This is a genomic window from Collinsella sp. 1033st1_E11_1033SCRN_220408, from assembly GCF_039062465.1.
Taxonomy (GTDB): Bacteria; Actinomycetota; Coriobacteriia; order Coriobacteriales; family Atopobiaceae; genus Parolsenella.
Window position 1 is genome coordinate 173,766 of sequence record NZ_JBCLNF010000002.1, and the last position, 24,847, is coordinate 198,612.

At 64.8% G+C, this 24,847-nt stretch carries 20 protein-coding genes, 1 tRNA gene and 1 other RNA gene; 3 read left to right on the forward strand and 19 right to left on the reverse strand.

Annotated features, from left to right (window positions below; all coding sequences use genetic code 11):
• Window positions 1–129: 129 nt before the first annotated feature.
• The 9 genes from rbr to dnaX all read right to left on the reverse strand — a co-directional run bounded on the left by rbr (window position 130) and on the right by dnaX (window position 7,856).
• Window positions 130–675: a rubrerythrin gene (rbr, locus tag ABCN07_RS02755; protein ID WP_343005275.1), complete on the reverse strand. Its 546-nt coding sequence runs from the start codon at window positions 673–675 to the stop codon at window positions 130–132.
• A 297-nt stretch (window positions 676–972) separates the two neighbouring features.
• Complete coding sequence (locus ABCN07_RS02760) at window positions 973–1,851, reverse strand: adenine glycosylase (RefSeq protein WP_343005276.1); 879 nt, start codon at window positions 1,849–1,851, stop codon at window positions 973–975.
• Window positions 1,848–2,345 (reverse strand): Rrf2 family transcriptional regulator, encoded by a 498-nt coding sequence (locus ABCN07_RS02765; RefSeq protein ID WP_343005277.1) that lies wholly within the window; start codon window positions 2,343–2,345, stop codon window positions 1,848–1,850. Before ABCN07_RS02765 ends, ABCN07_RS02760 begins: the two co-directional genes overlap by 4 nt.
• A complete protein-coding gene (locus tag ABCN07_RS02770; protein ID WP_343005278.1) occupies window positions 2,321–3,013 on the reverse strand; it encodes an HAD-IB family hydrolase in 693 nt (230 codons plus the stop codon). The genes ABCN07_RS02765 and ABCN07_RS02770 overlap by 25 nt, the downstream gene beginning before the upstream one ends.
• A 284-nt stretch (window positions 3,014–3,297) precedes the next feature.
• Window positions 3,298–3,374, reverse strand: a tRNA-Asp gene (locus ABCN07_RS02775).
• A gap of 137 nt (window positions 3,375–3,511) precedes the next feature.
• Window positions 3,512–4,426, reverse strand: a complete 915-nt coding sequence (locus tag ABCN07_RS02780) for a hypothetical protein (RefSeq protein WP_343005279.1) — start codon at window positions 4,424–4,426, stop codon at window positions 3,512–3,514.
• 203 nt (window positions 4,427–4,629) lie between these two features.
• Window positions 4,630–5,274, reverse strand: a complete 645-nt coding sequence (recR, locus tag ABCN07_RS02785; protein WP_317285393.1) for a recombination mediator RecR — start codon at window positions 5,272–5,274, stop codon at window positions 4,630–4,632.
• Window positions 5,275–5,277: 3 nt separating this feature from the next.
• Window positions 5,278–5,601: a YbaB/EbfC family nucleoid-associated protein gene (locus ABCN07_RS02790; RefSeq protein WP_293814361.1), complete on the reverse strand. Its 324-nt coding sequence runs from the start codon at window positions 5,599–5,601 to the stop codon at window positions 5,278–5,280.
• Between the two features lie 83 nt (window positions 5,602–5,684).
• Window positions 5,685–7,856: a DNA polymerase III subunit gamma/tau gene (dnaX, locus tag ABCN07_RS02795; protein ID WP_343005280.1), complete on the reverse strand. Its 2,172-nt coding sequence runs from the start codon at window positions 7,854–7,856 to the stop codon at window positions 5,685–5,687.
• A 294-nt stretch (window positions 7,857–8,150) separates the two neighbouring features.
• On the opposite strand from dnaX, the gene ABCN07_RS02800 reads away from it, so the two are divergent.
• Entirely contained in the window at window positions 8,151–9,137 is a 987-nt protein-coding gene (locus ABCN07_RS02800) for an ROK family protein (RefSeq protein WP_343005281.1), read from the forward strand.
• A 702-nt stretch (window positions 9,138–9,839) separates the two neighbouring features.
• On the opposite strand, the gene ABCN07_RS02805 is transcribed toward ABCN07_RS02800, so the two are convergent.
• From ABCN07_RS02805 to ABCN07_RS02845, 9 genes are all read right to left on the reverse strand, one after another.
• Window positions 9,840–10,487, reverse strand: coding sequence for a VTT domain-containing protein (locus ABCN07_RS02805; RefSeq protein ID WP_343005282.1), 648 nt, complete (start codon window positions 10,485–10,487; stop codon window positions 9,840–9,842).
• Window positions 10,488–10,605: 118 nt separating this feature from the next.
• Window positions 10,606–10,701: signal recognition particle sRNA small type (gene ffs / locus ABCN07_RS02810), an RNA gene on the reverse strand.
• Between the two features lie 172 nt (window positions 10,702–10,873).
• Window positions 10,874–12,367 (reverse strand): LPXTG cell wall anchor domain-containing protein, encoded by a 1,494-nt coding sequence (locus tag ABCN07_RS02815; protein WP_343005283.1) that lies wholly within the window; start codon window positions 12,365–12,367, stop codon window positions 10,874–10,876.
• A gap of 334 nt (window positions 12,368–12,701) precedes the next feature.
• Window positions 12,702–13,448 carry an energy-coupling factor transporter transmembrane component T gene (locus ABCN07_RS02820; protein ID WP_343005284.1) on the reverse strand — a complete coding sequence of 249 codons (747 nt, stop codon included), beginning with the start codon at window positions 13,446–13,448 and terminating at the stop codon, window positions 12,702–12,704.
• Window positions 13,441–15,246 (reverse strand): energy-coupling factor transporter ATPase, encoded by a 1,806-nt coding sequence (locus ABCN07_RS02825; RefSeq protein ID WP_343005285.1) that lies wholly within the window; start codon window positions 15,244–15,246, stop codon window positions 13,441–13,443. The genes ABCN07_RS02820 and ABCN07_RS02825 overlap by 8 nt, the downstream gene beginning before the upstream one ends.
• Before the next feature lie 191 nt (window positions 15,247–15,437).
• The gene (locus tag ABCN07_RS02830; RefSeq protein ID WP_343005286.1) at window positions 15,438–15,989 is read right to left on the reverse strand and encodes a tryptophan transporter; all 552 of its coding nucleotides are present in this window, start codon (window positions 15,987–15,989) and stop codon (window positions 15,438–15,440) included.
• 128 nt (window positions 15,990–16,117) lie between these two features.
• A complete protein-coding gene (locus tag ABCN07_RS02835; RefSeq protein ID WP_343005287.1) occupies window positions 16,118–16,687 on the reverse strand; it encodes a tryptophan transporter in 570 nt (189 codons plus the stop codon).
• 454 nt (window positions 16,688–17,141) lie between these two features.
• Window positions 17,142–18,308: an aminotransferase class I/II-fold pyridoxal phosphate-dependent enzyme gene (locus tag ABCN07_RS02840; protein WP_343005288.1), complete on the reverse strand. Its 1,167-nt coding sequence runs from the start codon at window positions 18,306–18,308 to the stop codon at window positions 17,142–17,144.
• Window positions 18,309–18,530: 222 nt separating this feature from the next.
• Window positions 18,531–20,312 (reverse strand): CapA family protein, encoded by a 1,782-nt coding sequence (locus ABCN07_RS02845; protein ID WP_343005289.1) that lies wholly within the window; start codon window positions 20,310–20,312, stop codon window positions 18,531–18,533.
• 243 nt (window positions 20,313–20,555) lie between these two features.
• Between ABCN07_RS02845 and ABCN07_RS02850 the strand changes: the two genes are divergently transcribed.
• Complete coding sequence (locus tag ABCN07_RS02850) at window positions 20,556–22,232, forward strand: DEAD/DEAH box helicase (protein ID WP_343005290.1); 1,677 nt, start codon at window positions 20,556–20,558, stop codon at window positions 22,230–22,232.
• A 41-nt stretch (window positions 22,233–22,273) separates the two neighbouring features.
• Window positions 22,274–22,819 (forward strand): hypothetical protein, encoded by a 546-nt coding sequence (locus ABCN07_RS02855; protein WP_343005291.1) that lies wholly within the window; start codon window positions 22,274–22,276, stop codon window positions 22,817–22,819.
• A gap of 163 nt (window positions 22,820–22,982) precedes the next feature.
• On the opposite strand, the gene pgi is transcribed toward ABCN07_RS02855, so the two are convergent.
• Window positions 22,983–24,677, reverse strand: a complete 1,695-nt coding sequence (gene pgi / locus ABCN07_RS02860; protein ID WP_343005292.1) for a glucose-6-phosphate isomerase — start codon at window positions 24,675–24,677, stop codon at window positions 22,983–22,985.
• Window positions 24,678–24,847 lie beyond the last annotated feature (170 nt).

Genomic DNA, 24,847 nt, shown 5'->3' on the forward strand with positions numbered 1-24,847 from the left:
AATCCTGACTTTTCGCGCGTTTCTTTGTTAATCGCGAGCGGATATGCCGGCCACGCCTCGATTTCACTCACGCGTTTTCGCGACATCGCTCGGGGCTGCTCGCATATGTACTCGGCCCTGGTCACGCGCCTAGTAGTTGGTCGCCTGCTCCTCGAAGTAAGCCTGTGGATGCTTGCAAACCGGGCAGACCTTAGGCGCGGCGTCACCCTCATACAGATAACCGCAGTTGGAGCACTTCCAGACCTTAACGCCCTCGCGCTTGAATACCTCGCCGTTCTCGACACGATCGGCGAGTTTGCGATAGCGCTCCTCATGCGTGCGCTCGATACCGGCGACGCTCTCGAAGCGAGCGGCAATCTCGTCGAAGCCCTCCTCGCGAGCGACCTTCGCAAACTCGGGATACATACTCGTCCACTCGCTGTTCTCGCCTTCGGCGGCATCCTTCAAGTTAGTGAGCGTGTCGGGCACATCGCCATCGTGCAGGTACTTGAACCACAGCTTGGCATGCTCGGCCTCGTTGCCGGCCGTCTCGGAGAAGATCTGACCGATCTGGACGTAGCCTTCCTTCTTGGCGGCCTTGGCATAGTAGCCGTACTTCATCGACGCCTGAGACTCACCAGCAAAGGCTGCCTCGAGGTTCTTCTTGGTCTTCGAATCGGCAAAGTTGGTAGCCATGGCAATTTCCTCTCTCTTGTGCGCCGCAATCCCAGGCGACGCCCCAATCGAACCACAGCTCTTCTACCCCAGGCGCGGGAGCAATACGCACGGCCGGACAATCAACACGTCACGCGCATCGCGCGAAACCGCCAGCCCAACGCGTCACGCGCATCGCGCGAAAGCGCCAGCCGACCGCGCATGCAGGCGGCAATCGTTCGCATGCGAAAACGCAAACGCCCGCACACCGCCAAAGCAACGCGGCACAGAGACGCGCCGCCAGCGGTAAGATTCCTGTTTGCGATGGCAAGATCGCAGCTAAACGACCCAACACCCTGAAGCCACCTCGCGGCAGAAGCCCTCGGCGGCAAGCTCCTCGAGAATGCCGGAGGTGGCAGCCTCAGTAACGGCGGCACGCCCCGCCTTGGCCTCGAATTCTGTGAGCTCGAGAGCGGCGTCGGCGGCAGAGACCCCCTCAACGCCCGCAGCAAGCAACAGCCTCACGAGGACAGCGCGCTTCTGACGATGTGACCCCTCAAAACGCGACTGCCTCACGTTCTCGCGAGAGCGACGGGATGGGTTGGGCAAGGTCCGCTTGAGGTGCGCGCCATAGTCAAGCAACGCGTAATACCAGGTACGCGGCGAGCATGGCGCGTCAGCACCGACAATCGCCAGCGAGTCGTCGGGGCACGCCTCGGCCACAAGCGGCCGAAGGGCAGAATCCGGCACGCCCTCGGCACCGGGAAAGAGCTCGTGGAGAAAGACCGCGCGCACGTTTGTCTCGAGGTAGACGCCGGGCAGGTCGAACGCGAAGGCGCGAATGCCGGCAGCCGTCGCGGGACCAATCCCCGGAAGCGCCTTGAGGGCGGCCTCGTCGTGGGGCATAACGCCCGCGTGGCGCTCGCAAATCTCCCGCGCGGCGCGCCAGAGCGCGAGGGCACGACGGTTATAGCCCAAGCCCTGCCACTCGGCAAGCACGTCTGCCGAGGTAGCGGCGGCAAGCGCGTCGACCGAGGGGAATCGGTCGAGCCAGGACTGCCATCTCCCGTCAACACGAGAGACTTGCGTCTGCTGGAGCATTGCCTCGGAGACCCAAATCGCATAGGGGTCATGCGTGCGACGCCAGGGGAGATCGCGATACAACTCGCGGCCCGCAAGATAGACGCGTTCGCGGAAGGCTTCGATACCCTCGCTCATCGATGCGCCACACCGGACTCGCCGGGACGGGTGAAGCGGGCGTCCACGACGGGACGCGCGCGGCCAGAAACCGCCTCGGCAAGCGTCACCGAGGAGAGATAGCTATCGAGCAGCTCCTGAGCGCCCCTCCAAATGGGATTGTATCCACAGGCGATGGCACGCGGGCACTCTCCCCCATCCGGACCAGCCGCAGCACAGCCGGAAATCGCAAGCGGGCCCTGCACGGCCTCGACGACATCGAGCAGGGTGACGGTCGACGGGTCAGCTACGAGACGCATGCCACCGCGAGAACCGCGAATACTCTCTATGACGCCGGCCTGAACGAGGTCGCGCTGAATCGAGCGCGCAAAGGAGTAAGGCACGTTGTTCTGGTCTGCCGCGGAACGAACGGAAACGACCCCGGAAGGCTCGCGGACGAGCTCTGCGAGCATGCGCAGGGCGTAGTCCGTCTTTCTCGAGATATCCAAGGCTACCTCCAGTTCAAACTCTGCCAACCGCGCTTCTTCGCAATGCGCGAGAGCGTGGTCCCCGGACAGACCGCGTAAGGCGTGTCCGCCAGCTCAAGCAGAGGCTCGTCAGTGAAGTGGTCGCCATAGGCGTAGGCAATCGACCAGTCGTGGCCGAAGCGCTCCTCTGCCCAAGCGACGACAGCCCGGACCTTCCCCGCACCCGCGACGACCTCGCCCTCGACCTTGCCGGTATAAGCGCCATCGGCGTCGCGCTCCATGCGCGTGGCGGCGACGCCGTCAATACCCAGGCGTTCTGCCGCAAGGCGGGCGATCTCGAAGAACGTCGCGGAAACGAGCACGGTAGCGCAGCCCTCATCGGCACGGCGACGAATCTCCGCCTTGGCGGCGGCCCGCTCACGCGGCTCGAGAACCTCATGCGAGAAATCCCGCATGACCCGCGTGGCGTAATCGTAGCCATGGGCCCCGAGATCGCGGAAGATCAGCTCGCGAGCCTCATCCTGACGGAATGGCAGGTGAAGCTTATAGCGAACTCCCCACCAGAACAGGCGCAACGCGGTGCGTTTCGTCACAAGCCCGTTCGAAAGCAGATAGCGCGAAAAGAGAGCGCCCGACTGACCGCTCAGAATCGTCCCGTCATAGTCGAAGACGGCGAGGCGAGCCGGGGCCATTGTTTGCGTCGGCGCAGTCACCATTAATCACCCCCGTGAAATGTGAGTGCGACCTAGCAATTTTAGCAAATGCGACCAGTCGCATGGCGTTTTGTGGGCCCTTGGTAATGGCGCCGCAACTAAGGGAGTTGTCTCGCCCTCAAGGGACAGCAGATTTAGCAGGCGCTCGACTCCAGCGACGGAGGCGGAATGACACGGGATCGTCCAGACAAAGAGACGCGCGGCCCGAGCGACTCGCCACACGAGGAGACCCGCTCGCCCAAAACAAAAAGGGCCCTGGCGTGAACCAGGACCCTTCGAACATCTAATGGCGGGATATGCGGGGCTCGAACCCGCGACCTCCGACGTGACAGGCCGGCGCTCTAACCAGCTGAGCTAATACCCCGTGTCAGGTGCGAGAGCTATAGTACAGGAAACTCTCTAGCCCTGTCTAGTAGCTTTTTCAAATTTCTTTGCCAGTTTTTGACAAAGATGCAACATGCTCCAGCGCTAGCCTTCTACCAGGGACATCGCTCACTTCTTCTAGCTAAGAGGCACGGATTGCGAGACGCCATCGCCGGAAAGCGCAAGCGACCCGCCCTGAACCACGGCGCTTGTCACCGTGCCCGAACCAACGACGGGCTGGCCGTCGCCGCCAAGCAGCTGGGAAGCAGTTGAGCCATCGGCGGGAAGATAGCAGATGATGTCCCACGTGCCATCGGGCAGGTTCTCCGGAATATAAAGCGTGCCCTGATATAGGCAGACAGAGGCGGGGGTGCCCGAAAGCGCCGCTACCACCGCGGTCTCCCCAGCAGTCGAGCTGCGGACAAGCTCCCAGCCCTGATCACCCTGGCTCGTAGAATAGGTGTAACTCCCAAGCTGGATGCCCTCTTGCGCAGAAACGACCGTCTCGGCGGGAGCGGTCGTGGCGGCGCCAGAAGCCTGCTTGGAGGAGCCACCCAGGAGCGACGTGACAAGCATGACGAGAAGGACGACTACCACGAGCGCGGCGACGCCAATGCCAACGAGAACCGGAAGCGGGGCCTTTGCCGAGCGCTGGCGCGTGCCCTGACCACGACGCGCTTCCTTGGGAAGAGACCTGCGAGCGGCAGCGGCAGCACGACCTGCGGTCTCGCGCGTAGAGATGACGGCACCCTGACCGCGACGGATCGTATTAAAGGAGCCCGTTGCCGCGGGGTCGACGTCAATGGGACGCGGTGCGTCGTCGCCCGAATAGGAGCCGGCCCCGTCGTCAGACGCGGTGACAGGGACCTGGCCGGCGGCAACGCCAAGGTCCGTAGTGCCCCCGAGGTGAGCGAACTGGTGGGAAGAGGCAGTCGCGCGGGTTGCGTCCGCAAAGCGGGAGCCCCTGGCGCGAGCCGGCGCAGAGCCCTGACGATGGGCCGCGGCAGGCGCGGACGCAGCCTGAGCGCGTGCAGGCGCGGAATACCCCGACACCGGAGGAACCCGATCCGCCGGTCGCGGCGTGGCGGCATGCGCGCCCATGTGGTGTCCGGAGACGGGGCGCTGGCCAGACGCGGATGCGGCCCGCTGGGGCTGACCCTGATCCGGCTGTTTGAAGCGCTTTGCTGACATCGCCATTCCCCCTTTGTCGCGCGCGGTAGGCGGACGAAATGCCCGCCTCCGCTGACGACGAAATTCTACAGCTCTCTGCGAGCCTCAATCGCACGCCCCAGCGTGACCTCGTCCGCGTACTCAAGGTCTCCACCAACCGGAAGACCACTCGCGAGGCGCGTCACGTGCACGCCGAGCGGCTTGATCGTGCGCGACAAGTACGTAGCCGTGGTCTCGCCCTCGACGTCCGGATTCGTCGCGAGGATAACCTCGGTGACGGTGCCATCCGCCAGGCGCGAGAGAAGCTCGCGCACGTGGAGCTGCTCCGGTCCGATCTTATCCATGGGCGAAATAACGCCGCCGAGGACGTGATACAGTCCGTGGAACGCGCCCGTCCGCTCGATGGCGGAGACGTCACGGGGCTCCGAGACCACGCAGATTGAGGTCTGGTCGCGGCCCGGGTCCTCGCAGACGTCGCAGCGCTCGCGCGTCGCGTAGCTGAAGCAGACCGGGCAGAAGTGAACCTGTTGCTTGACGTCGAGGATCGCCTGCGCAAGCCTACGAGCATCCTCGGCATCAGCGCCGAGGATGTGATAGGCGATGCGCTGGGCGCTCTTAGGCCCAATGCCCGGCAGGCGGCCAAGCTCGTCGAGCAGGCGACGCAAGGCGCGACCATCATTGCGCGAGGCACCGAAGGGCTCTCCCTGGGCGCCAATTTGGTCGTAGGGCATAGGTTAGAAGAGCCCCGGAATGTTCATGCCGCCGAGACCAGTGGCGGCACTCATCTGAGAGCCGGCAGCCTCTTGGGCGCTGGAAAGGGCCTCATTAACGGCAGCGAGGACCATATCCTGGAGAAGCTCGACGTCCTCGGGATCGCAGGCGTCGGGGCTGATCTCGATGGACTTGATCTGCATCTCGCCAGTGGCGACGACCTTGACCATGCCACCACCGGTGGAGGAGGAGACCTCGAGGTCCTTGAGCTTCTCCTGCGCGGCAGCAAGCTGCTCCTGCATCTTGCGTGCCTGCTTCATCATCTGCTGCATATTCATCTGGGCCATGGGGGCTCCTTCGTCTATCGCCGAGAAAACGGCATTGGCAACTCTTCTACTTTACCCGCTGAGGGCCTTGCATGCCATCCGGCCTAGGCGTCGCCCTCAACATGGTCGATCTTGATTCCGGCCCCGAAGATATCCATCATCGCGGAGCGAAGCTCTGCCTCGGAGGTGATGGGGTCAGACGATCCCGCCGCAGCAGAAGCCGCGGGAGGAACGGAAAGCGAGGGTGCCGCAGGCGCGGGAGCCGGCTCGGCAGTCGCGGACGCGGGGGCAGCGGGCGCCTCGGACTCGCTCGGGTCGGCGCCAAGATTCGCGGGCGCGGAATCCTCGTCGCCAGGAGCGAAGGCATCCTCGTCGTCATAGGGAACGTAGTCGTCATAGGGCGGCTCGTCTTCCTCGAATGCGGACGCCGGTTCGGGCGCGGTGGCCGGCGCGGGCGCTGGCGCGGGCGCGGCAACGGCGGCAGGAGCCGGAGCGGGCTTAGGCGCGGCAACGGCAGCAGGGGCAGGCTTGGGCTCAGGCACGGCAGGCGCCTCGGAGCCGACGAGCGCAATCTGGCGAGAGCCAAAGGCGGCCGTCACGGCGGCATCGAGAATCGCCTTCACGTCTGCGCGGCCGAGCATCAGGCGGACGAAAGAACCACCCGCGGGCAGACCAAGCGTCAAGGTCGAGCCGTCATCAGACAGCGCGGTCACGTTAAGCAGCAGCCCACCGCACGAGGGGTTGCTCTTGACGATGCCATCGACGACGCCCTTCCACGTGCGCTGGAGATTGCCAGCAGCGACCGACGAAGTGGGCGCGGGAGCCGGGGCCGCCGCCGGAGCCGCCGCGGGAGCCGGGGCAGCCGCGGACTTCGGCGCGGGAGCCGGAGCAACGGCGGGCTTGACCGGCGTCGGAGCAGCCGCGGGCTCCGGAGCAGGCGCGGGCGCCGGAATAGCCGTGGGCACGAGCGCCGGGGCCACCGCGGGCTTGCGGCGAGGCAGGGGCGGCGGCGTAAACGGTTTCGGCGCCGCAGCCGCAGGCGCAGGCGCAGGGGCGGGCCTCGGCGTGGGCGATGACGCTACCACAGGCGCCACCGCAGGCGTGGACGCACCGACAGCGGGGGCCACCGCCACTCCCCCGCGCTCGAGGCACTCGATACGCTCGGCAAGGGCCTCGAGCGTAAGGTCGCCTTCGGGCCTCGCGCAGCGCGTCAGGGCGATCTCGAGAACGAGTCGCTGGTTGACGGCGGTGCGCATTTCGCTCGCCGCATCGCCGAGCACGGTAAGCACGCGTGCGAGGCGGTCGCTGCTGCCATATGCTGCAGCCTCGTCCGCAAGCTCGGTCAGGGCCTCGTCGGACGCGTTCACCACGCCCGGCTTGGCACCGGCAACGCTCACCACGTAGGCATCGCGCACGCGGCTCGCGAGCTCGCGCGTAAACTGCAATAGGTCTCCGCCGTTGTTGACGAGCTCCGCCACCTCGGAGAAGAGCGCGGGCACATCACGGTTCGCGAGTGCCAGCGACACGCCGGAGAGCGCAGAGCCGCTCGCCTCGCCGAGAAGATCGCGCGCGGCCTCGGCACTCACATCTCCCGCGCCAAAGACAGAGAGTTGCTCGAGCGCGGAGAGCGCATCACGCATGCCTCCGCGAGCATGACGCACAACGATGTCGAGAGCCTCGTCATCGAAGGTGAAACCCTCCTTCTCGCACACGTCAACGAGGTGGGCGCGCATCTCGTCCGGCGCGATGGAGTGGAAGTCGAAGCGTTGCACGCGAGAGAGAATGGTGGCGAGGATCTTCTGCGGATCGGTCGTGCACATGATGAAGACGACGTGTGCCGGCGGCTCCTCGAGCGTCTTGAGCAGCGCGTTAAACGCCGCGGGCGTCAGCATGTGGACCTCGTCGATGATGTAGACCTTGTAGCGGCCACGCACCGGCGCATAGTCGACGCGGTTGATGATCTCCTCGCGCACGTTGTCGACGCCCGTGCGGCTTGCCGCGTCGAGCTCGTAGACATCCGGGTGCTCGCCGGCGGCGATGAGGCGGCACTCCTCACAGGTGCCATCCGGCAGGTGGCCCTCGCCCTGCTCGCACATGAGGGCCTTCGCAAGGATGCGGGCCATGGTGGTCTTGCCAGTGCCGCGCGGGCCGCAGAAGAGGTACGCATGGCTCGTGCGGCCCTCGCACACGGCACGCTCGAGCGTAGAGACCACGTGCGCCTGGCCGACTACCTGCTCAAACGTCTGCGGACGATATTTGCGATACAGCGACTCCATGGGACCTCCGGCAATCGTAGCGGCGCGACCGAGACGGGCCACGCCAGACCAGACCAGTATACCCGGGCCGCCTGGCGCGCTCGCGCCTGACACCGCGCGGACACCCATGACGGCGGCACTCGACCAGCGGCCCGCGCCTCCGCAGAGCCTTTTCCGGCATTCAACGTCATCCCCCAACGCGTCGGAGGACACCCCGGTCTCCTTCTCCCGCGCTACCGTCCGCCTAATACGCGCACCCCGCCCGAGTCGCAAGGCGTACGCTTTCGAAAGTGCGCAGAGACCGAGGGGGAAACCATGACAAATATTGATGACGCGCTCGATGCAGCTGCGGCGAGCAACACGGACGAGGCAGTTCTCGGCCTCGACATCGGCGGTACGAGCATCAAGATGGGCGTTGTGACGAGGGGCGGGAAAATCCTCGCCACAGCGAAGGTCCCAACCGGCGAGCTTGATAATGCCGAGGCGTTTGATAGGGTCTCCACCTCCGCTGTCGCCCTCGTGCGCGAGGCGGGGAAGGACCCCGAGACGCTCAGCGCCGTCGGTATCGACGTTCCCGGCGTCGTCCTCGAGGACGGCACGCTGGCCATGGCCCCCAACACTGTTCTCGATCTCGACGGTCTGACCGCAGCCCTCAAGGCCGCCTTCCCCAGTGCCCGCACCCACGCGCTCAACGACGCGAACGCCGCGGCGCTTGGAGAGGCCTGGCTCGGAGCGGGCGACGGCGTCAGAAGCGCCGTCATGCTTACGCTCGGCACGGGCGTGGGTGCCGGCGTCATCGTTGACGGAAAGGTTGTCGTTGGAACGCACGGCGCGGGCGGGGAAGCCGGCCACATCAACGTAAACCCCAGCGAACCCGAAGCCTGCGGCTGCGGCTGCCACGGCTGCCTCGAGCAATATGCGAGCGCCCGCGGCCTCATCCGCCTCTATCGCGAGGAGTGCGCGGCATCCGGCGCCGCTGAGGTCCCAATCGCCCACGCGACCGACGCGCTCGCCGTCTTCGAGGCCGCGCGCGCGGACAATCCCGAGGCCCTGCGCGCCTGCGACCGCCTCGCCGACTACCTCGCGCGTGCCATGTCGATCATCGCCGCCCTCGTCGACCCGGAGATGTTCATTCTGGGCGGGGGCATGTGCGGAGGCTGGGATACGTTTGGTGACGTTTGCCTTGAGAAATACCGTGCCTACGCCATCCCCGGTTGCCGCGACACCCTCATTCGCGTTGCCACGCTGGGAAACGACGCCGGCTTCCTCGGCGCGGCGCGCCAGGCGATCGCGCTGTTGTAAGCAGGCTCCTCACCATAGGCGGGCGACTTCATGAAGCGACGCAGGTCCATGCCAAGCCGCGTTCCCCGATCGCCCGGCGAGCCCATGCGCCTTATAGCCATCGAGCCGCGAAGTCCACAGATTCAGAATTCCAGGCACAAAAAAGCGCCCCGATCATCCGGGGCGCTTGCCGGGTCATGGCAGCCAAAGACTCCTTTTCCCGCTTAGCGGGCGACCCGGATCTTCCAATCGGCGCGCGCCCTCCCAGAGAACAGGGGGTTGGAAGAATCTCTGAAGAACTAAATGGGCGTGCCGTTGAATGCGCCCAGCATGCTACCCGACGACCGGAGGGGAGACGAGCGTTCAGGAGGGCGCGCGCTTTACTCATATTGTGTACAACCGAGCCCGACTTGAATCACTGCCAGGGTTTTTACCGCCGCGAACGGTACTCATGGCCTGGCGAAAGGTATGTCGGGAGCATCGGTAAAAGCGGGTGGAATTAGTGTTCTAGCTGCGGTATCGATTTCCGCGGTGGGTAAGATTCGAGCATGATGCCGGGACACTCGTGGCCGGGGCGCACGGGCACGCAGGACCGAGGCTCACGCACGAGCGACGCGGACGCGCGGCAACCACGCGACGCGTAAAAAGGCCGCGGGAGCACCTGCGTCCCGCGGCCCTCGCCGTCACTATGAGGGGCGTCCGCCCCACGGCGCACGTCCCGCGCTACTCGGCCTTCTTGGCGAGCTTCGCCTTCACGAGACCCGCGACCGTCGGGATGACGGAGACGAGCACGATGCCCACGATCAGCAGCTCAAAGTGCTCCTGGACAAACGGGATTCCACCGAAGAAGTAGCCGAGGAGCGTGAAGAGCGTCGACCAGGTGATGCCGCCCAGGATGTTGTAGATGCCGAAGTTGCGCCAGTGCATGCCGCCCATGCCCGCGATGAAGGGCACGAAGGTGCGGATGAACGGGAAGAATCGGCCGAGGAAGATGGCGAGGTGGCCCCACTTGTCGAGGAACTTCTCGGACTTCTCGAGGCGCTCCGGCGTCATGGCCTTGACCTTGCCCGAGGCGACAATCTTCTTGCCGAAGAAGTGGCCGATCATGAAGTTGCACTGGTCGCCCAGGATTGCGGCGGCCCAGGCAGTGCCGAGAAGAGCCACGATGTTGAAGCCGCCGTTGTGCGCAAAGAAGCCCGACGCGAACAGCAGCGAGTCGCCCGGAAGGAACGGGAAGAACACGACACCCGTCTCGATGAAGATGATGAGGAAGACGCAGCCGTAGGCCATGAGGGGGCCGGCGGCAATCCAGCTGGCGATGGCCGTGCGCGGATCCTGCAGAAGCTCGACGATGAAGTTGATGAAGCCCATGGTCCCTCCCGTCCGGCGTGACGGGCCGCAAGGCGGCGCGACGTTGCCGAGTTAGAAAAACGCCCCTCGGATGCAGCCATCGCATTCCTCGGGGCGTCGCTTTGCTGATCAATAAGTGAGTTCGATGGGAACGGGTGCCCGCCAGAGGCCCCTTATGGCTGCTGCCTTCCGGCCCTGACCAGGTTCGAGGTGTGACGTCACCCGAACCCATCGAACTCACTCGGGGACTCAGTATACAGAAGACGGGCGCCCGGCCGCAAAGGCGGGGCGCCCGCTACCAAAGCTACACGAGTCAGCACCACAAAAGTTGACAAAGGGACTGTCCCTTTGTCAACTTACGCGCTGTCATCTGCAAAAGGGACTGTCCCTTTTGCAGGTTTCAGGTCTTACTCGTTAGAGCGGCTTGCGACAAAGGCGAGAGCGAGCGCGAGAATACCGCCAAGAACAAAGGCCGCAACCGCAATAGGCGAGTTGGAATCGCCGGTCTGGGGCAGGGCTTTCTCCTCCGTCGTCGTCGCAGCGCCCTGCGTAACGGCCGGAGTCGCAGGCGTCGTCGGGACGACCGGCGTTACGGGAGACCCAGACGTGGCGGGGTCGGTCGTCGCGGGAGGCTCGGTAGTCGCGGGCGGCTCGGTCGTCGCGGGCGGCTCGGTCGTCGCGGGCGGCTCGGGAGCAACCGGAGCGTCGGGCTTGATGACGACCTTCCTCGAGACGCACGCAAACACATTGTTAGAGTAGTCGGGCTCCTCGAATTCGGCACGGACGTCACCGGTTCCGATGAACTGGCCCCTCACCACTGGCATACCGTAGTCATAGTCCGTAAAATTGAGAGAGATGTCGCAAACGCGACCAACAGTCGGCTCGACGATCTTGCAGCCATCGATAGTGATTGTTGCGCGATCAGCGGTCTCGGCATTCGTAAGCTGATACTGGGCCATAATCGCGGGGCCAGAAGGCGAGTCAACGGTGACCGTAGAGCGAGCAATGGAAATCTCGTTATCAGGAACAGTAGACATAGCCACGATGCCGCTCGGGGCCACGGTACTAGCGGTAGAGTTCACGGCAATATCAACCACTGAGTCGGCGATTGCGACAGACGGACCATCCCAGCTAGCAGTCTTGGTAACGCTGAATCCGATAGCCGCATAGCCGTCAAGCTTAACGCGTACGGCCGAGCCATTCTTGATGGCAAGAGAGCCGCCGCACATCACACCATATTCCTGATGAGGGACCTCGTCCTCCGGAAAGCTGCCGGTAAAGTTGGCAGATGCGGCATCGATGGTCACCCCACCAATCGCGATTATCCCCGCATAGCAATCGTTGGCCGTAAAGGTGGTGCCCTTATCGATACTGACGCTTCCGTTCGTCATGATACCAATGGCATTGCCAAGGTCCACAGACGTAACGCTCACAGTTACACCGTCGGTCAGGGCAATGTTACCCTCAGCGGAAATGGCCTTGATGTCGTAGAATCCACCAGTGGCAGCGACGGAAAGCGATCCGGAGCCCTTAACAGTGAGCGTACCGTCACCCTCCTGCCATAGAACGGACCCCTCACCATCGGCGTTCTTTACAGAGTTCTTGCCCTCGCAGACGATATCGAGATTGCCACCAGCGCCAATGGCACCACCGTCGTAGTCCCTGAGCGTGAGCGTGCTGTCGCCGTCCCACTTCCAGGAGTCGCCGGCGGGGTCACTCTGGGGCGTGCCGGCCTGATACCTTTCGCCATTGATCTCAATCCAGTCGGCTGCCATAGCAGGCGTCGGCGTGAACAGAGCGGCCACGAGCACGGCACAGATCGCGCCAAAGCCGAGGCCCACCCTCTCAAAATGGCCAAGGTTGCCCCTCCGGCCAATACAACGCTTCGTCTTCACGAACATGCTCCAATCCACCTTGCCCCCGGTCTTAGAAGCAATTCCTTAGCAGGCAGGGTGGCCGACGAAACGTTCTCATCGACCACCCCGACTCAAATCCGGTGCATATGATAGTTGAAGCGGGCCCTTAAAGTCCTCTGAAAACATACTTATTGGTTTTCGCTCAGATGCGGATCAGCCGTCGAGATGGCAAAGCGTGCAAAAGGGCTATTCCTCCAGCAGCCGTCTCCCCATCACCCTCAAAGTTGACAAAGGGACTGTCCCTTTGTCACTCCCTTTGTCACTCCGCGCGGCACCACCTGAAAAAGGGACTGTCCCTTCTGCAGGTTCTTCTGCAGGTTTAGAAGAGCGCGCCGGAGACGATGAGGGCGGCGGCGATGAGGAGTGCTGCGTAGTCGGTGGCGACGAACGGGTAGCGCTTGTAGCTGCTCTCTCGCGTGCGCAGGTAGAAGCCGCGTTGTTCGGCGGCGAGGGCGGTGGCGTCGGTCTTGCCCACCGAGCTCACGAGCAAAGGAATGCACAGCGGCAGCATGAGCTGGACCTTCTTGAAGGGGTTCTTCGTGTCGTACTCCACGCCGCGCGCGGTCTGGGCCTCCATGATCGCGTTCATCTCCTGGCTGAACACGGGCACGAAGCGCAGCGCCGTCGTAAAGGTGAAGGCGTAGCGATAGGGCACGTGGAGGATTTCGACGCAGGCGTTCGCGAGGTCGTTCAGCTTGGTGACGGTAAGCATGAGGATGAGCGGCAGCGCCACGCCGAGGAGGCGCAGGCACGCCTTCGAGCCCGTGACCAGGCCGTCGACCGTCATCCACAGCGCGACGACATCGCCCGTGCGCACGAAGGCGGTTTGGAGCGCGAGCATCACCACGGCGAGCGGGATGAGCAGCTTGAGCAGCGAGAGCAGGTTCTTGAAGACTCCAGCGTAGGCACCCAGCGCGAGCGTGAGGGCAAGCAGGCCCAGAAGCATCGGGTAGGTGTCGCCGAGGAAGGTCGCGATGATGATGCCCGACGCGAGCGCGAGCTTGGCGATGGGATTCAGGCGATGCAGAACGGTGTCGCCCGGAACGTAGTCGATGACATTAACCACGGCGGATCATCTCCTCGGTGACGCGAACGATGTCGGAAACCTCACTCATGCCGCTGAACTCGGGCGACACGTCAGCCGCAAGGCGTGCGGAAAGCTCGACGGCCTGGGGCGGCGCGACGTAGGCGCGCTTCATGAGGTCCTCGTTCGCGAAGACCTCGGCGACAGGACCGCGGTCGAGGATCTCGCCGTTCGCCATGACCACGAGGCGCTCAGCGAAGTCGCTCACGACCTCCATGTCGTGGCAGACCATGATGACGGCGCAGCCGCGCTCGGCCATCTCTCGCACGGTCTCCATGACGGTCATGCATTCGCGATAGTCAAGGCCGCTCGTGGGCTCATCGAGCAGGACGACGTCCGGATCGGTGACGACGACGCTCGCGAGCGCCACCATCTGGCGCTGCCCGCGCGAGAGGGAGAAGGGCGCCTCGTCGAGGGGCAGCCCGAAGCGCAGAGCGACCTGCTCGGCGCGCCTCTTCGCCTCCCGCGCCTCGACGCCCTGGAGCTCGAGGCCGAAGGCGACCTCCTCGAGGACCGTGTCCTTGCACAGCTGGCGATCCGGATTCTGGAAGAGGGTCGCGCAGCGGGCGGCAATGGCGCTCGTCGGCACCTCGCGCGTGTCGAGGCCCGCGACGCGAACGCTGCCGGAAGAGGGCTTGAGCAGCCCGTTCAGCAGCTTGGTGAGCGTGGTCTTGCCGGCGCCGTTCTGGCCCACGACGCCCACGAGCTCGCCGGGATAGACGCGCATCTCGAGGTCGCGCACGGAGGCGCCGCCATGCGGATAGGAGAAGTTCACGCCCTGGAGCAGAACGACAGGCTCGGCTCCCTCAGCGTGGGGGCGCGAGGCGGGGGCGTGCGGGGACGCGGCGGGGCGGGTCTCCGCCGTCGCGTCGGCCGCGGCCTGGCCGCCGGCCGCGACGCCCTCGCGAACGCCCACAAGCCCGGCAACGAGAGCCTCGGCCTCGGCCACGTTCAGGCAGGGCTCGCCCGCTGTGATGAAGCCATCCCTGACGAGGCAGTTCGAGATACGGGCGACGCGCGGGCTGTCGACGCCGATCGCGCGGAGCTCCTCGGAGTGGCAGAACACCTCGTGTGGCGTGCCGGAGAAGGCGATGTGGCCGCGGTCCATAACGACGATGCGGTCGCAATACTCGGAGAGCAGGGCGACCTTCTGCTCGATGACGACGACGGTCACGCCCAGGCGTTCGTTCGCCTCGCGCAGCGTCTCAAAGACGAGGCGCGAGCTGGCGGGGTCGAGCGCGGCAGTGGGCTCGTCAAGGACGAGGACGCGCGGCTCGAGCGCCAGGATCGCGGCAATGGCGACCTTCTGCTTCTGGCCGCCGGACAGCGTCGCGATCTCGCGGTCGCGGAGATCGGAGATACCCACGGTCTCGAGCGTGGTCGCGATGCGCCCCTCGATCTGGTCGTGCGGCACGCCGAAGTTCTCGAGGCCGAACAGCATCTCGTCCTCTACGACGGACGCGACCATCTGCGCATCGATGTCCTGGAGTACGCTGCCGACGACGCTCGAGATGTCCGTCAGGGTGACGTCGCAGGTATCCCTGCCGTCGACGAACGTCGCGCCGAAGAGCTGGCCGGTGAAGTGATGCGGGATGGCGCCGCTCATGACAGCGGCGAGGGTGGACTTGCCGGCTCCGGAGGGGCCGATGATGCCCACGAAGTCTCCCTCGCTGATGGAGAGGGACACCCGGTCGAGCGCCTTCTCCCCCGCAGGCTCGCCGGATCCGTCATAGGAGAAGCTGACGTCCTTGAGCTCGATGATTGATGTGCCCGTGGTCATGGTGGATGGGGCCTTTCGAAGCGGTCGGGTTTGTATGGACATGCGCGGCGCGGAACGTGGGTGGTGCGAAACACGCACGAGGCGCGGGCGCGCGATGCGGGACGAGCGGTCGTACGAGAACAGCCGACATGGCCGCGGCGCACGAAAAGGCGCCGGCCCGCATGAGAGCCAGCGCCAACATCGTATCTAAGTTACTTGCCAAGAACCTTGACGAGCGGGATATAGAGCGCCTGGACGACGGCCGCGTTGAACACGGCGGTGCCGAGGACGAGCGGGACCTTGACCATGGCGCTGGCGATCGGGGCGCCCATCATCACGGTGCCGATGGCGGCGAAGAGGGCGCCGGAGACGAGCGTTGTCAGGAAGGTGGCTACGAGTGGGGTCAGGGCGAAGCCACCGGACTTGCGGTCAAGGCTGCAGAGACCAAACATCACGGCGGCGGCAACGGTCTCGGTGAGGAAGTTCAGGCCGGGAATGGACGTCGTGATCTGAATGACGCAGGCGGAGACGACGGCGTAGATGACGGACTGGACGAGGTTGGCGCGGGTGAGGATGATCGCGAGCGCGTAGGCGGCGATGATGAACTGCGGCTTGATGCCAACGGTGGCCAGGGCGTTGCCCACGGTCATGTTGAGGATGAATCCGGCGGCGAGCAGAATCGCCAGCAGGACGAGGGACTTGATGTCGACGAGGCCATTGGACTTGGCAGAGGCGGAGACGGTGCGGGCTTCGGCGCTGGCCATAGTGGAATCCCTTCGGGTGAGCTTTGCGTGAGGTGGTGCCGGCATGCCGAGTCGAGGTGATGCCGGCGGGGTGACGCTTTCCGAGTCGCGCCTAGCGGCGGGCGTAAGCGGCGTCCAGAGCCGGGAGGCTAGTCGTTGAGCTTGAGGGCCTTCTTGATGGGGACGTAGAGCGCGGCGACGAGGATCGCGTTGAAGACGGCGGTGAGCATGATGACGGGGAGCATCGCGGCGGCGAGCTGCTCGGCAGCGCCGACCATCGCGATCTTGATGACCATGAAGATGACGCCGGAGACCGCGGTTGCCGCGAAGGTGGCGACAGCGGCGGCAACCGGGCTGACGGAGCCCTTCTTGGCGGCGGCGGACACAATGCCGGCCATGAGCATGGCGGAGACGCCCTCGGCGGCGAAGTCGATGAAGGGCGAAGTCGTGGTGAGCTGGATCACGGCGGCGGAGATGAGGCCGATGACGAGCGCCTGGGGGATGTTCGGGCGGACGACGAGGATCGTGATGCAGAAGGCGGAGATAATGAACTCGGGGGAGATCATGCCGCCCGACATCGTGGAGATAGCCTTGCCGAGGGTGAAGTTCAGGATGAAGCCGGCGGCGAGCAGGATGGCGAGCAGGACGAGGGCCTTGAGGTCGAGGGCGTCGGTGGACTTGGCGGAGACGGTGCGGGCCTGCTGGGTGTTCTCGGACATTTTTGGATTCCTTCCTTTGTTCCCGGTTGGTCGTCGGGATTGCTTGACTTGCTATGGCTAAAGCTTGCGGACATAGCCGCGATACGAAAAAAGGGCCCCCGGTCGCCCGGGAGCCCTTCTAATCGCGAAAAATATGGCGCGACAAGACTCACCATCGACCGAGAGAGATCGAGTTGCGCCACCACCAGTTGTTGTTCTGGGACTTGAACATGTTGGCACTCCTCTCTGCTCTCTCGACTTCGATTCAATACGCTCTTGCACGTTGCCGGAGACTATACGCGCATCCCCCGCGCAGAAGCAAGGGCCTTTTCTGTAAACGATGCGTTACGTTGCGTATGCGCAGGTAGATGACCCGTTTTTGTCAATCGGCGAATGGCCGCAAGCCCCCCGACAACGTATGCTGCCCATCCCCGCGAGCCCAGGGCACACGCCGCCCGCCGTCCTCGCACGCCTCCTACTTCGTCATCTTCTCGCGCCAGCCGTCGAGACGATCGAGGGCGGCCTTCAGCACCTCGTCAGACTTGGCGAAGTGGAAGCGTACGAAGCGGTTCTCCGGCGTGTCATAGAAGCAGCTCGCAGGCACCGTGCCCACGCCCACCTTCTTGATGAGGTCCACCGCGCAGTCATAATCGCTCTCGTAGCCCAGGCTCGAGACGTCGGCCATAACGTAGTAGGCGCCCTGCGGCTCAATGAAATCGAAGCCGAGGCTGCGCAAGCCGTCGCAGAACAGGTCGCGCTTGTGGGTGTAGAGCGCCGTGAGCTCGTCATAGTAGGACTGCGGCAGCTCGAGGCCCGCAACGGCCGCCTCCATGAGAGGAGCCGCGGCGCCCACGGTAAGGAAGTCATGCACCTTGCGCGCGCGGTCGATGACATCTGCCGGCGCGATGACGTAGCCCAGGCGCCAGCCGGTCATGCTGTAGGTCTTCGAGAGCGAGCTGCAGGAGAGCGTACGCTTCTCCATGCCCGGCAGGCTCGCAAAGTAGATGTGCTCGTACGGTGCGTACACGATGTGCTCGTAGACCTCGTCGGTGATGACCCATAGGTCGTACTTCTCGGCCATCTTGGCAATAAACTCGAGCTCGGCGCGCGAGAAAACGTGGCCGCAGGGGTTAGATGGGTTGCACAGGATCAATGCCTTCGTGCCCGGCACGGCGCACGCCGCCTCGAGCTCGGCCTCATCGAAGGTGAAGGTGGGCGCGTGGAGCTCCACGTACGTGGGGTCTGCGCCACACAGGATCGTATCGGCTCCGTAGTTCTCGTAGAACGGCGAGAAGATCACGACGCGGTCGCCGGGGTTGGTGACCGTCATGACGGAGCACATCATGGCCTCGGTCGACCCGCAGGTGACGACGATCTGGGTCTCAGGGTCGATATCGATGCCCATGCGCGGGCTCTGCTTGGCAGCAAGCGCCGCGCGGAAGTTGGGCGCTCCCCAGGTAATGGCGTACTGGTGCGGGCCCTTGTGGGCGACCTCGGCAAGGCGGTCGGTGATTTCCGCAGGGGGATCGAAATCAGGGAAGCCCTGTGACAGGTTGATCGCGTCGTACTTCATGGAAACGCGCGTCATGCGGCGAATCACGGAATCCGTGAACTGCGACGTGCGCTGGCTGAGCTCTTGCATGCTTGCCTCCCGTAGTGGCGAATAGTCCTCGAGCCACGCTACCACCGCAACGTTGCGCTTCGATAACGGGAGGAGATTGGTTTTTGCCTTGCTGGCGCGACGGCACGCTTGGCCGCCAACCACGCCAAATCGCAGCCGTGGCATCGCCAGGCGCCATGCGGCATCGCCAGGCGCCCACGGCATCCGCGGACGTCGCACGCGACGGTCCCGCTATCGAGCGCGCTACACGTCGATCGTGACGTCATCGCCAATGACCTCGCGCGTCTGGTCTATGAGCCAGGAATGCGGGTCATCGAGGGTCGAAAGGAGCTCGTTCGCGCGGGCGTCCTCGTCCGAGTAGCCCTTCACGAAGCGAACCACGTCAGTATCGCCCACCATGTGCTCGACAAGCGGGTGCCACACGACATTCTCGACGGCGATACCGCCCGGGCCGACGTTGTCCCCCGCCTCGTCCGTGCGGACGAAGTCGAAGGTGATCATGCCGCTCATGATGCAATCCGGGTTGCCGCCATAGCCGGCGAGGAAGTCTCCCAGCCCGTAGGCGCAGAGCATCTTGCCGCCACCCGAGCGGCTCACCCACTCGACCGGCTGAATCACGTGAACATGGCTGCCAATCACCACGTCAACGCCGGCGTCGGCGCACACCTGCGCCATCTCGCGCTGCTCGTCGCTCGGCTCGTTCTTGTACTCCGCGCCCCAGTGCATGTAGACGAGGACGACGTCCGCCACCTTGCGCGCCTGAGCAACCTCCTCCTTGAGCCTATCTGCGTCGTAGGGAACGGCATAGTAGTCATTGGGGAGATCGCTCTGCTCGTAACCATTCTGGCCATAGCTATACGAGAGCGCGGCAACTTTGATGCCGTTGCACTCCACGACGCGAACCGTCGCGCGGTCCTCCTCGCTCGCATAGCTGCCGATGGTGACGAGGCCCGACTTGCTGTTCCAGACCTCCTGGGCATGCTCGATCGAGGGTGTCCAAGTGTCATAGGTGTGGTTCGAGTTGGTCGCGACGATTCGCCAGCCGGTGTCAGCCACGGCGTCTGCCATGGAGTCCGGCGTGTTGTAGCTGGGATAGCCCATGTAATCGAAGCGGTCCGTGCCACCGAGCGTCGTCTCCTGGTTCACGAAGGAGACATCGCACTGGTCTTGGATGAACGGCTTCACCTCGCGGTAGAAGGGCGTGAAGTCATACTCGCCGTCACCGGTGGAACCCGCCCAGGAATCCGCGAGTTTGAGGAGGTTCTCGTTGATGAGGTTGTCACCCACGGCAGAGAAGCTCATGCGCCCCTCGCCGCTTGCGGTCCTGCGCCCAGCGTCGAGCACCTTGGTCGCGGGAGCCGTCGGGTCTGCGGAGGCGGGCTCGGTCGTTGCCGCGACGGAAGTGGTCGCAGCCGCGGGCTCAGGCTCCTCCTGAGGCCTGACCAGGCCGGCGACGCATCCGGAAATACCACGCACGATAAGGACGAGAAGGACGACGGCAAGAACGCCCGCCGCGATGAAGCCCCACTTCGGCCCCACCGACCGCCTGGGCTTGAGGGACTTAAAGCCCCAGCCACCATTGCTCGCGATGGTCTTGTGCATCTGGGGGACGTTCTCCGTGCTCCAACCCAAGGGGCGCTGCTGCTGCGGACGCCTGCGAGGACGCGGAGCGCGGTCATCAGGGATTGCCGAGCGACCGTAGGACGAGTACTCAGCCGAACCATATTCGCTGCGATGAGCAGGGCCCGAGCGGTGGTAGCCCCCGCGCTCCCCCGGACGCTCGCCGGAAACGGAGCGGCGGCGCGCGTTGGGAAGCGATGCCGCAGCGCTTCTACCCTCGGCGGGATCGATGCGGCGACCGTCCTTGCGCGGGCGCGAAGGACGCGCGCCATAGCCTCCCGAGGAGGACTCGCGCGCAGGGCCCCGGCGCGCGGGCTGCGCATCGGCATGCGGATAGGACGCCCGACGCTCGTTTACGTCAGGCTCGTCATGCTGCCACCAGGCGCCGTCCGACGGCTCCCCCATCGCGCATCCCTCCGGCTCGGTTGCGTTCGAATTGCGAATTTGTCCGCGAAATCCCTCGTTAGCACATAAGCGTAACCCCTTTGAGCTGCGCGATAAGCATACTTCCGCTACAGTGTTCTCGTCTAATCGATAATCGGTATACCAACGGCCGCGAGCGTAGCAACCCGCCGCCCGCCTAGCCGCAGACGAGGAGCCGGGGCGAACCTCCGCCCCAAGCCCTCCCCACAGATAGGAACGAACTACATGACCCAGAGCACCACCCCGGGCGACGTCGTCGCCTTCTCCGGCCTCGGCCTTTCCGAGCCGGTCCTCGCCGCTGTCGACGCCCTTGGCTACACGGAGCCCACGCCCGTCCAAGCGCGCGCCATCCCCTATGTTCTTGAGGGGCGCGACCTGCTTGCTGCCGCCCAGACGGGCACCGGCAAGACCGCGGCCTTCGTCCTTCCCTCCATGAGCCGTCTCACCCACGTCGCGCGCCATCATGGCCCCGCCATGCTCGTCGTGACCCCCACCCGCGAGCTCGCCCAGCAAATCGCCGACGTCTGCACCACCGTCGAGGCATACACGCATCACCGCAGCGTCACCATCGTGGGTGGCGTTGGCTACGAGCCGCAGAAGCAGGCCCTTCGCCGCGGCTGCGACATCCTCGTCGCCACGCCTGGTCGCCTCGTCGACCTCATCGAGCAGGGCGAGGCTCATCTTGACGAGGTCGAGGTACTTGTCCTCGACGAGGCGGACCGCATGCTCGACATGGGCTTCCTGCCCCAGATGCGCAAGATCGTGTCCGAGACGCCCTCCACGCGTCAGACGCTGCTCTTCTCCGCCACGCTCGACGAGAACGCCATCGGCGGCATTCGCGACCTCGTACATGACCCCGCCACCGTCGAGATCGCCCACAAGGGCACTGTCGCCGAGACGATCGACCAGTACGTTCTCCCCGTCTCCCTTGACGAGAAGAACGGCCTGCTCACCAAGGTCCTCAAGAGCGAGGGCACGGACCGCGTGATCGTCTTCACCCGCACCAAGCACCGCGCGGACGCCTGCTGCCGTCGCCTGCGCCGCGCCGGCATCGCCTGCGCGCCCATCCACGGAGACCGCAGCCAGAACCAGCGCGAGCGCGCACTTCGCGACTTCCGCGACGGCAAGGTCGACATCCTCGTCGCCACGGACGTCCTCGCTCGTGGCATCGACGTCTCCGACGTTCGATACGTCGTCAACTTCGACGTCCCGGAGGATCCCGAGGACTACATCCACCGCATTGGCCGCACGGGCCGTGCCGGCGAGACGGGCTGGGCACTCACTTTCGTGACCGTCAACGACGCCGAGGACCTCTTTGATATCGAGCGCCTCATGGGCCAGGTCGTCCCTCCCTACGAGGCAAAGGTCGAACTCGAGCTGGGCGAGGAACTCCCCGAGCTCGATCCCAACCGCACCGCGGACGCCCCCGCGCGCGGCGCCGGCAAGAAGCGCAGGAAGCGCGGCGGCAAGGGCAGGTCTGGACGCGGCGGCGAGGGCCGCAAGCGTGAGGGCCGTAAGGATCACGAGACGGGCGACCGCAAAGAGCGCGCTGGCCGTGACGCCCAGACGGACCGCGACCCCCGAGAGAGCACCCCTCGCGGCAGGCGCAAGATCGACGCGACCGGCGCTCTCCTCAGCCGTGGCGAGATTGCCGAGCTCGAAGCCGAGGCCAGCGGCAAGAAGCGCAGGCGCAAGGGCAAGGGTTCCGGCGTTCGCGCCCAGGCTCCGAGCGGTGTTCGCAAGGGGTCGAGCCAGCGCCAGGGCGACGCCGCGAGGCGTCAGAAGGCCGCCGGCGGAACCTCGAAGTCCGGCAAGCCCGCCTCGAAGCACGCGACCAAGCCGACCGGCAAGCCGCGTCGTCGCGTGGGCGACCGTCAGGGCCGCGAGCGCGGAATCTACTAATCAAACGCCGGACCGCAGGGTCGGCAGGCACGGGAGTCATCATGGCAAAGAAGAGCACCTCAAAGCAGTCCCCGGACAACCACCTTTTCTCGTTCAGCTATGACGTGAACCACACCCTCCTCGAGGATGCCTCTCTCGCCATGATGGGCAATCGCCTCCGCAACCCGTCGAACATCGCGAGCGTCCTTCTGCTCATCGTGATTGTCTTCATCGCGATGTCACCCAACGGAAGGCAGGTAACGCTCCTCCTCGCCTCGCTCGTCTGCGTCGAGGTTGTCCTCTGGTTCGTCTCCGACCACTGGAACGAGTTCCACCTCAGGCGCCTCAAGAAGGCTGGCCTCGACATCACCGGGCTCCCCAAGGAGAGCCGCCGCGTCAAGGTCGAGGTCTACCCCGACCACCTCGTCGCCAATGTCCCCGGCAAAGAGGCCGAGGAGCTTCCGCTCTCGACCGTTCATAAGCTGTACCTCGGCCGCGAGGTCAGCGTGGTCGAGTTCGTGGGCCCGCGCTACCTCATCGTGCCCAAGCGCGCCCTCAGCGAACAGCGTCACCGCGACCTGATCCAGCTCGTTACGCCCTCAAAGTAACTCACACTTTCGGCATGCTTGGCCCGTCTAAGCATGCATCTTTGCAAATCCCTAGTCGCCTACGAAGGCGCAGCAAAAAGCGGGCCACACCCAAACGATGTGGCCCGCTTTGTTGTCAGTTCAAGCTCGCGAGCGCGCGACAGCTTGCGCACGCGCGGCAACCCTACTTGCGGTGAGCGCGATAGTAGGCGATGAGCGCCTGGGTGCTCGCGTCCTGCTCGGCGAGCGCGGCGTCGTCGTGGAATGCCGGGGTAATCTGCTTGGCGAGCTGCTTGCCAAGCTCGACGCCCCACTGGTCGTAGGAGTCAAGGCCCCAGACGGTGCCCTCGACGAAGGTGATGTGCTCGTACAGCGCGATGAGCTCGCCCAGCGCGTGCGGCGTGAGCGCCTCGCCAAAGATCGAAGTGGTCGGGCGGTTACCAGTGAAGACGCGAGCGGGCACGATCTGCTCGGGCGTGCCCTCGGCGCGGACCTCGTCGGCCGTCTTACCAAAGGCGAGGGCCTTGGTCTGGGCGAGGAAGTTGCCCAGGAAGAGCTCGTGGACGTCCTGGCCGCCATCGGTAAACGGGTTGGGCGTGTTCACGAAGGCGATGAAGTCCGCGGGAATCATGCGGGTGCCCTGGTGAATCAGCTGGTAGAAGGCGTGCTGACCGTTGGTGCCCGGCTCGCCCCAGAAAATCTCGCCCGTGGCGCTCGTCACCGGAGTGCCGTCCCAGCGCACGCTCTTGCCATTCGACTCCATCGTGAGCTGCTGGAGATAGGCCGGGAAGCGATGCAGGTACTGGTTGTAGGGCAGCACGGCGTGGCTCTCGGCGCCATAGAAGTTGACGTACCAGACATTGATGAGGCCGAGAAGGGCGACGACGTTCTCCTCCAGCGGCACGTTCTTGAAGTACTCGTCGAGGTCATGGAAGCCGGCGAGGAACTCCTGGAAGCGCTCCGGACCAAAGGCGATGATGAGCGAGAGGCCCACGGCGGAATCGACGGAATAACGGCCGCCAACCCAGCTCCAGAAGCCAAAGGCGTTCTCCGGGTCGATGCCGAACTGCTCGACGAGGTTAAGCGCGGTGGAGACGGCGACGAAGTGCTTGCGGATGGCCTCCGCGTCCTTCTCGGCGGAACCATCAATGGCGCCGGCGGCACGAAGGGCGTCGAGCATCCAGGCCTTCGCCTCGCGGGCGTTAGTAAGGGTCTCGAGCGTGGTAAAGGTCTTGGAGACGACAATCACGAGCGTGGTCTCGGGGTCGAGGCCGCGAGTCTTCTCGGCCATGTCGTTCGGGTCGATGTTCGAGACGAAGGTGCAGTCGATTCCGGAGTCGGCATAGGGCTTGAGGGCCTCGTAGACCATAACCGGGCCGAGGTCAGAGCCGCCGATGCCGATAGCGAGGACGTGCTTGATCTCCTTGCCGGAAACACCCTTCCACTCGCCGGAACGGACACGCTCGGCAAAGGCGTACATGCGGTCGAGGACCTCGTGGACGTCGGCCACGGTGTCCTGGCCATCGACGATGAACTTGCCAATCTGTTCCTTCGGACGACGAAGGGCGGTGTGGAGAACGGCGCGATCCTCGGTCGTGTTGATGTGCTCGCCACAGTACATGGCATTGCGACGCTCCTCGAGCTTGACGGCGCGGGCGAGGTCGACGAGCAGCTTCAGGGTCTCCTCGGTCACGAGGTTCTTGGAGAGGTCGAAGTGGAGGTCGCTCGTCTCAAAGGTGAGCTTCTCGACGCGCTCGGCATCCGTCGCGAAGGCGCTCTTGAGGTTGAACCCATCGGCAACGAGCTTGTCATGGTGCGCCTTAAGGGCCGCCCACTCGGGGGTGGCGGTGGCGTCAATGGGCGCGGGGATGTTCGACATAAGTCCTCCTTGACCGCAGGCCCCGGACACTCCGGGGCGATTCTCAGCAGGCTTAAGCGTAGCGCAACGTGCAAGCGAAGAAACCGAAGTCTGTCGGTTTGTTACGAGCTGCTAGCCTGCAGGGCCTGCCCGCCACCCGGGCGAGCGCGCCGCCCCGCCAGCGCCAGGCC

What these genes read in the sequence shown, in the direction of transcription:
- recR (WP_317285393.1), bottom strand. Translation starts at nt 5,274, where the DNA reads ATGCCCTACGACCAAATTGGCGCCCAGGGAGAGCCCTTCGGTGCCTCG.
- ABCN07_RS02760 (WP_343005276.1), bottom strand. Translation starts at nt 1,851, where the DNA reads ATGAGCGAGGGTATCGAAGCCTTCCGCGAACGCGTCTATCTTGCGGGC.
- ABCN07_RS02840 (WP_343005288.1), bottom strand. Translation starts at nt 18,308, where the DNA reads ATGCAAGAGCTCAGCCAGCGCACGTCGCAGTTCACGGATTCCGTGATT.
- ABCN07_RS02850 (WP_343005290.1), top strand. Translation starts at nt 20,556, where the DNA reads ATGACCCAGAGCACCACCCCGGGCGACGTCGTCGCCTTCTCCGGCCTC.
- ABCN07_RS02835 (WP_343005287.1), bottom strand. Translation starts at nt 16,687, where the DNA reads ATGTCCGAGAACACCCAGCAGGCCCGCACCGTCTCCGCCAAGTCCACC.
- ABCN07_RS02855 (WP_343005291.1), top strand. Translation starts at nt 22,274, where the DNA reads ATGGCAAAGAAGAGCACCTCAAAGCAGTCCCCGGACAACCACCTTTTC.
- ABCN07_RS02770 (WP_343005278.1), bottom strand. Translation starts at nt 3,013, where the DNA reads ATGGTGACTGCGCCGACGCAAACAATGGCCCCGGCTCGCCTCGCCGTC.
- ABCN07_RS02830 (WP_343005286.1), bottom strand. Translation starts at nt 15,989, where the DNA reads ATGGCCAGCGCCGAAGCCCGCACCGTCTCCGCCTCTGCCAAGTCCAAT.
- ABCN07_RS02825 (WP_343005285.1), bottom strand. Translation starts at nt 15,246, where the DNA reads ATGACCACGGGCACATCAATCATCGAGCTCAAGGACGTCAGCTTCTCC.
- ABCN07_RS02845 (WP_343005289.1), bottom strand. Translation starts at nt 20,312, where the DNA reads ATGGGGGAGCCGTCGGACGGCGCCTGGTGGCAGCATGACGAGCCTGAC.
- dnaX (WP_343005280.1), bottom strand. Translation starts at nt 7,856, where the DNA reads ATGGAGTCGCTGTATCGCAAATATCGTCCGCAGACGTTTGAGCAGGTA.
- pgi (WP_343005292.1), bottom strand. Translation starts at nt 24,677, where the DNA reads ATGTCGAACATCCCCGCGCCCATTGACGCCACCGCCACCCCCGAGTGG.
- ABCN07_RS02805 (WP_343005282.1), bottom strand. Translation starts at nt 10,487, where the DNA reads ATGGGCTTCATCAACTTCATCGTCGAGCTTCTGCAGGATCCGCGCACG.
- ABCN07_RS02800 (WP_343005281.1), top strand. Translation starts at nt 8,151, where the DNA reads ATGACAAATATTGATGACGCGCTCGATGCAGCTGCGGCGAGCAACACG.
- ABCN07_RS02815 (WP_343005283.1), bottom strand. Translation starts at nt 12,367, where the DNA reads ATGTTCGTGAAGACGAAGCGTTGTATTGGCCGGAGGGGCAACCTTGGC.
- rbr (WP_343005275.1), bottom strand. Translation starts at nt 675, where the DNA reads ATGGCTACCAACTTTGCCGATTCGAAGACCAAGAAGAACCTCGAGGCA.
- ABCN07_RS02790 (WP_293814361.1), bottom strand. Translation starts at nt 5,601, where the DNA reads ATGGCCCAGATGAATATGCAGCAGATGATGAAGCAGGCACGCAAGATG.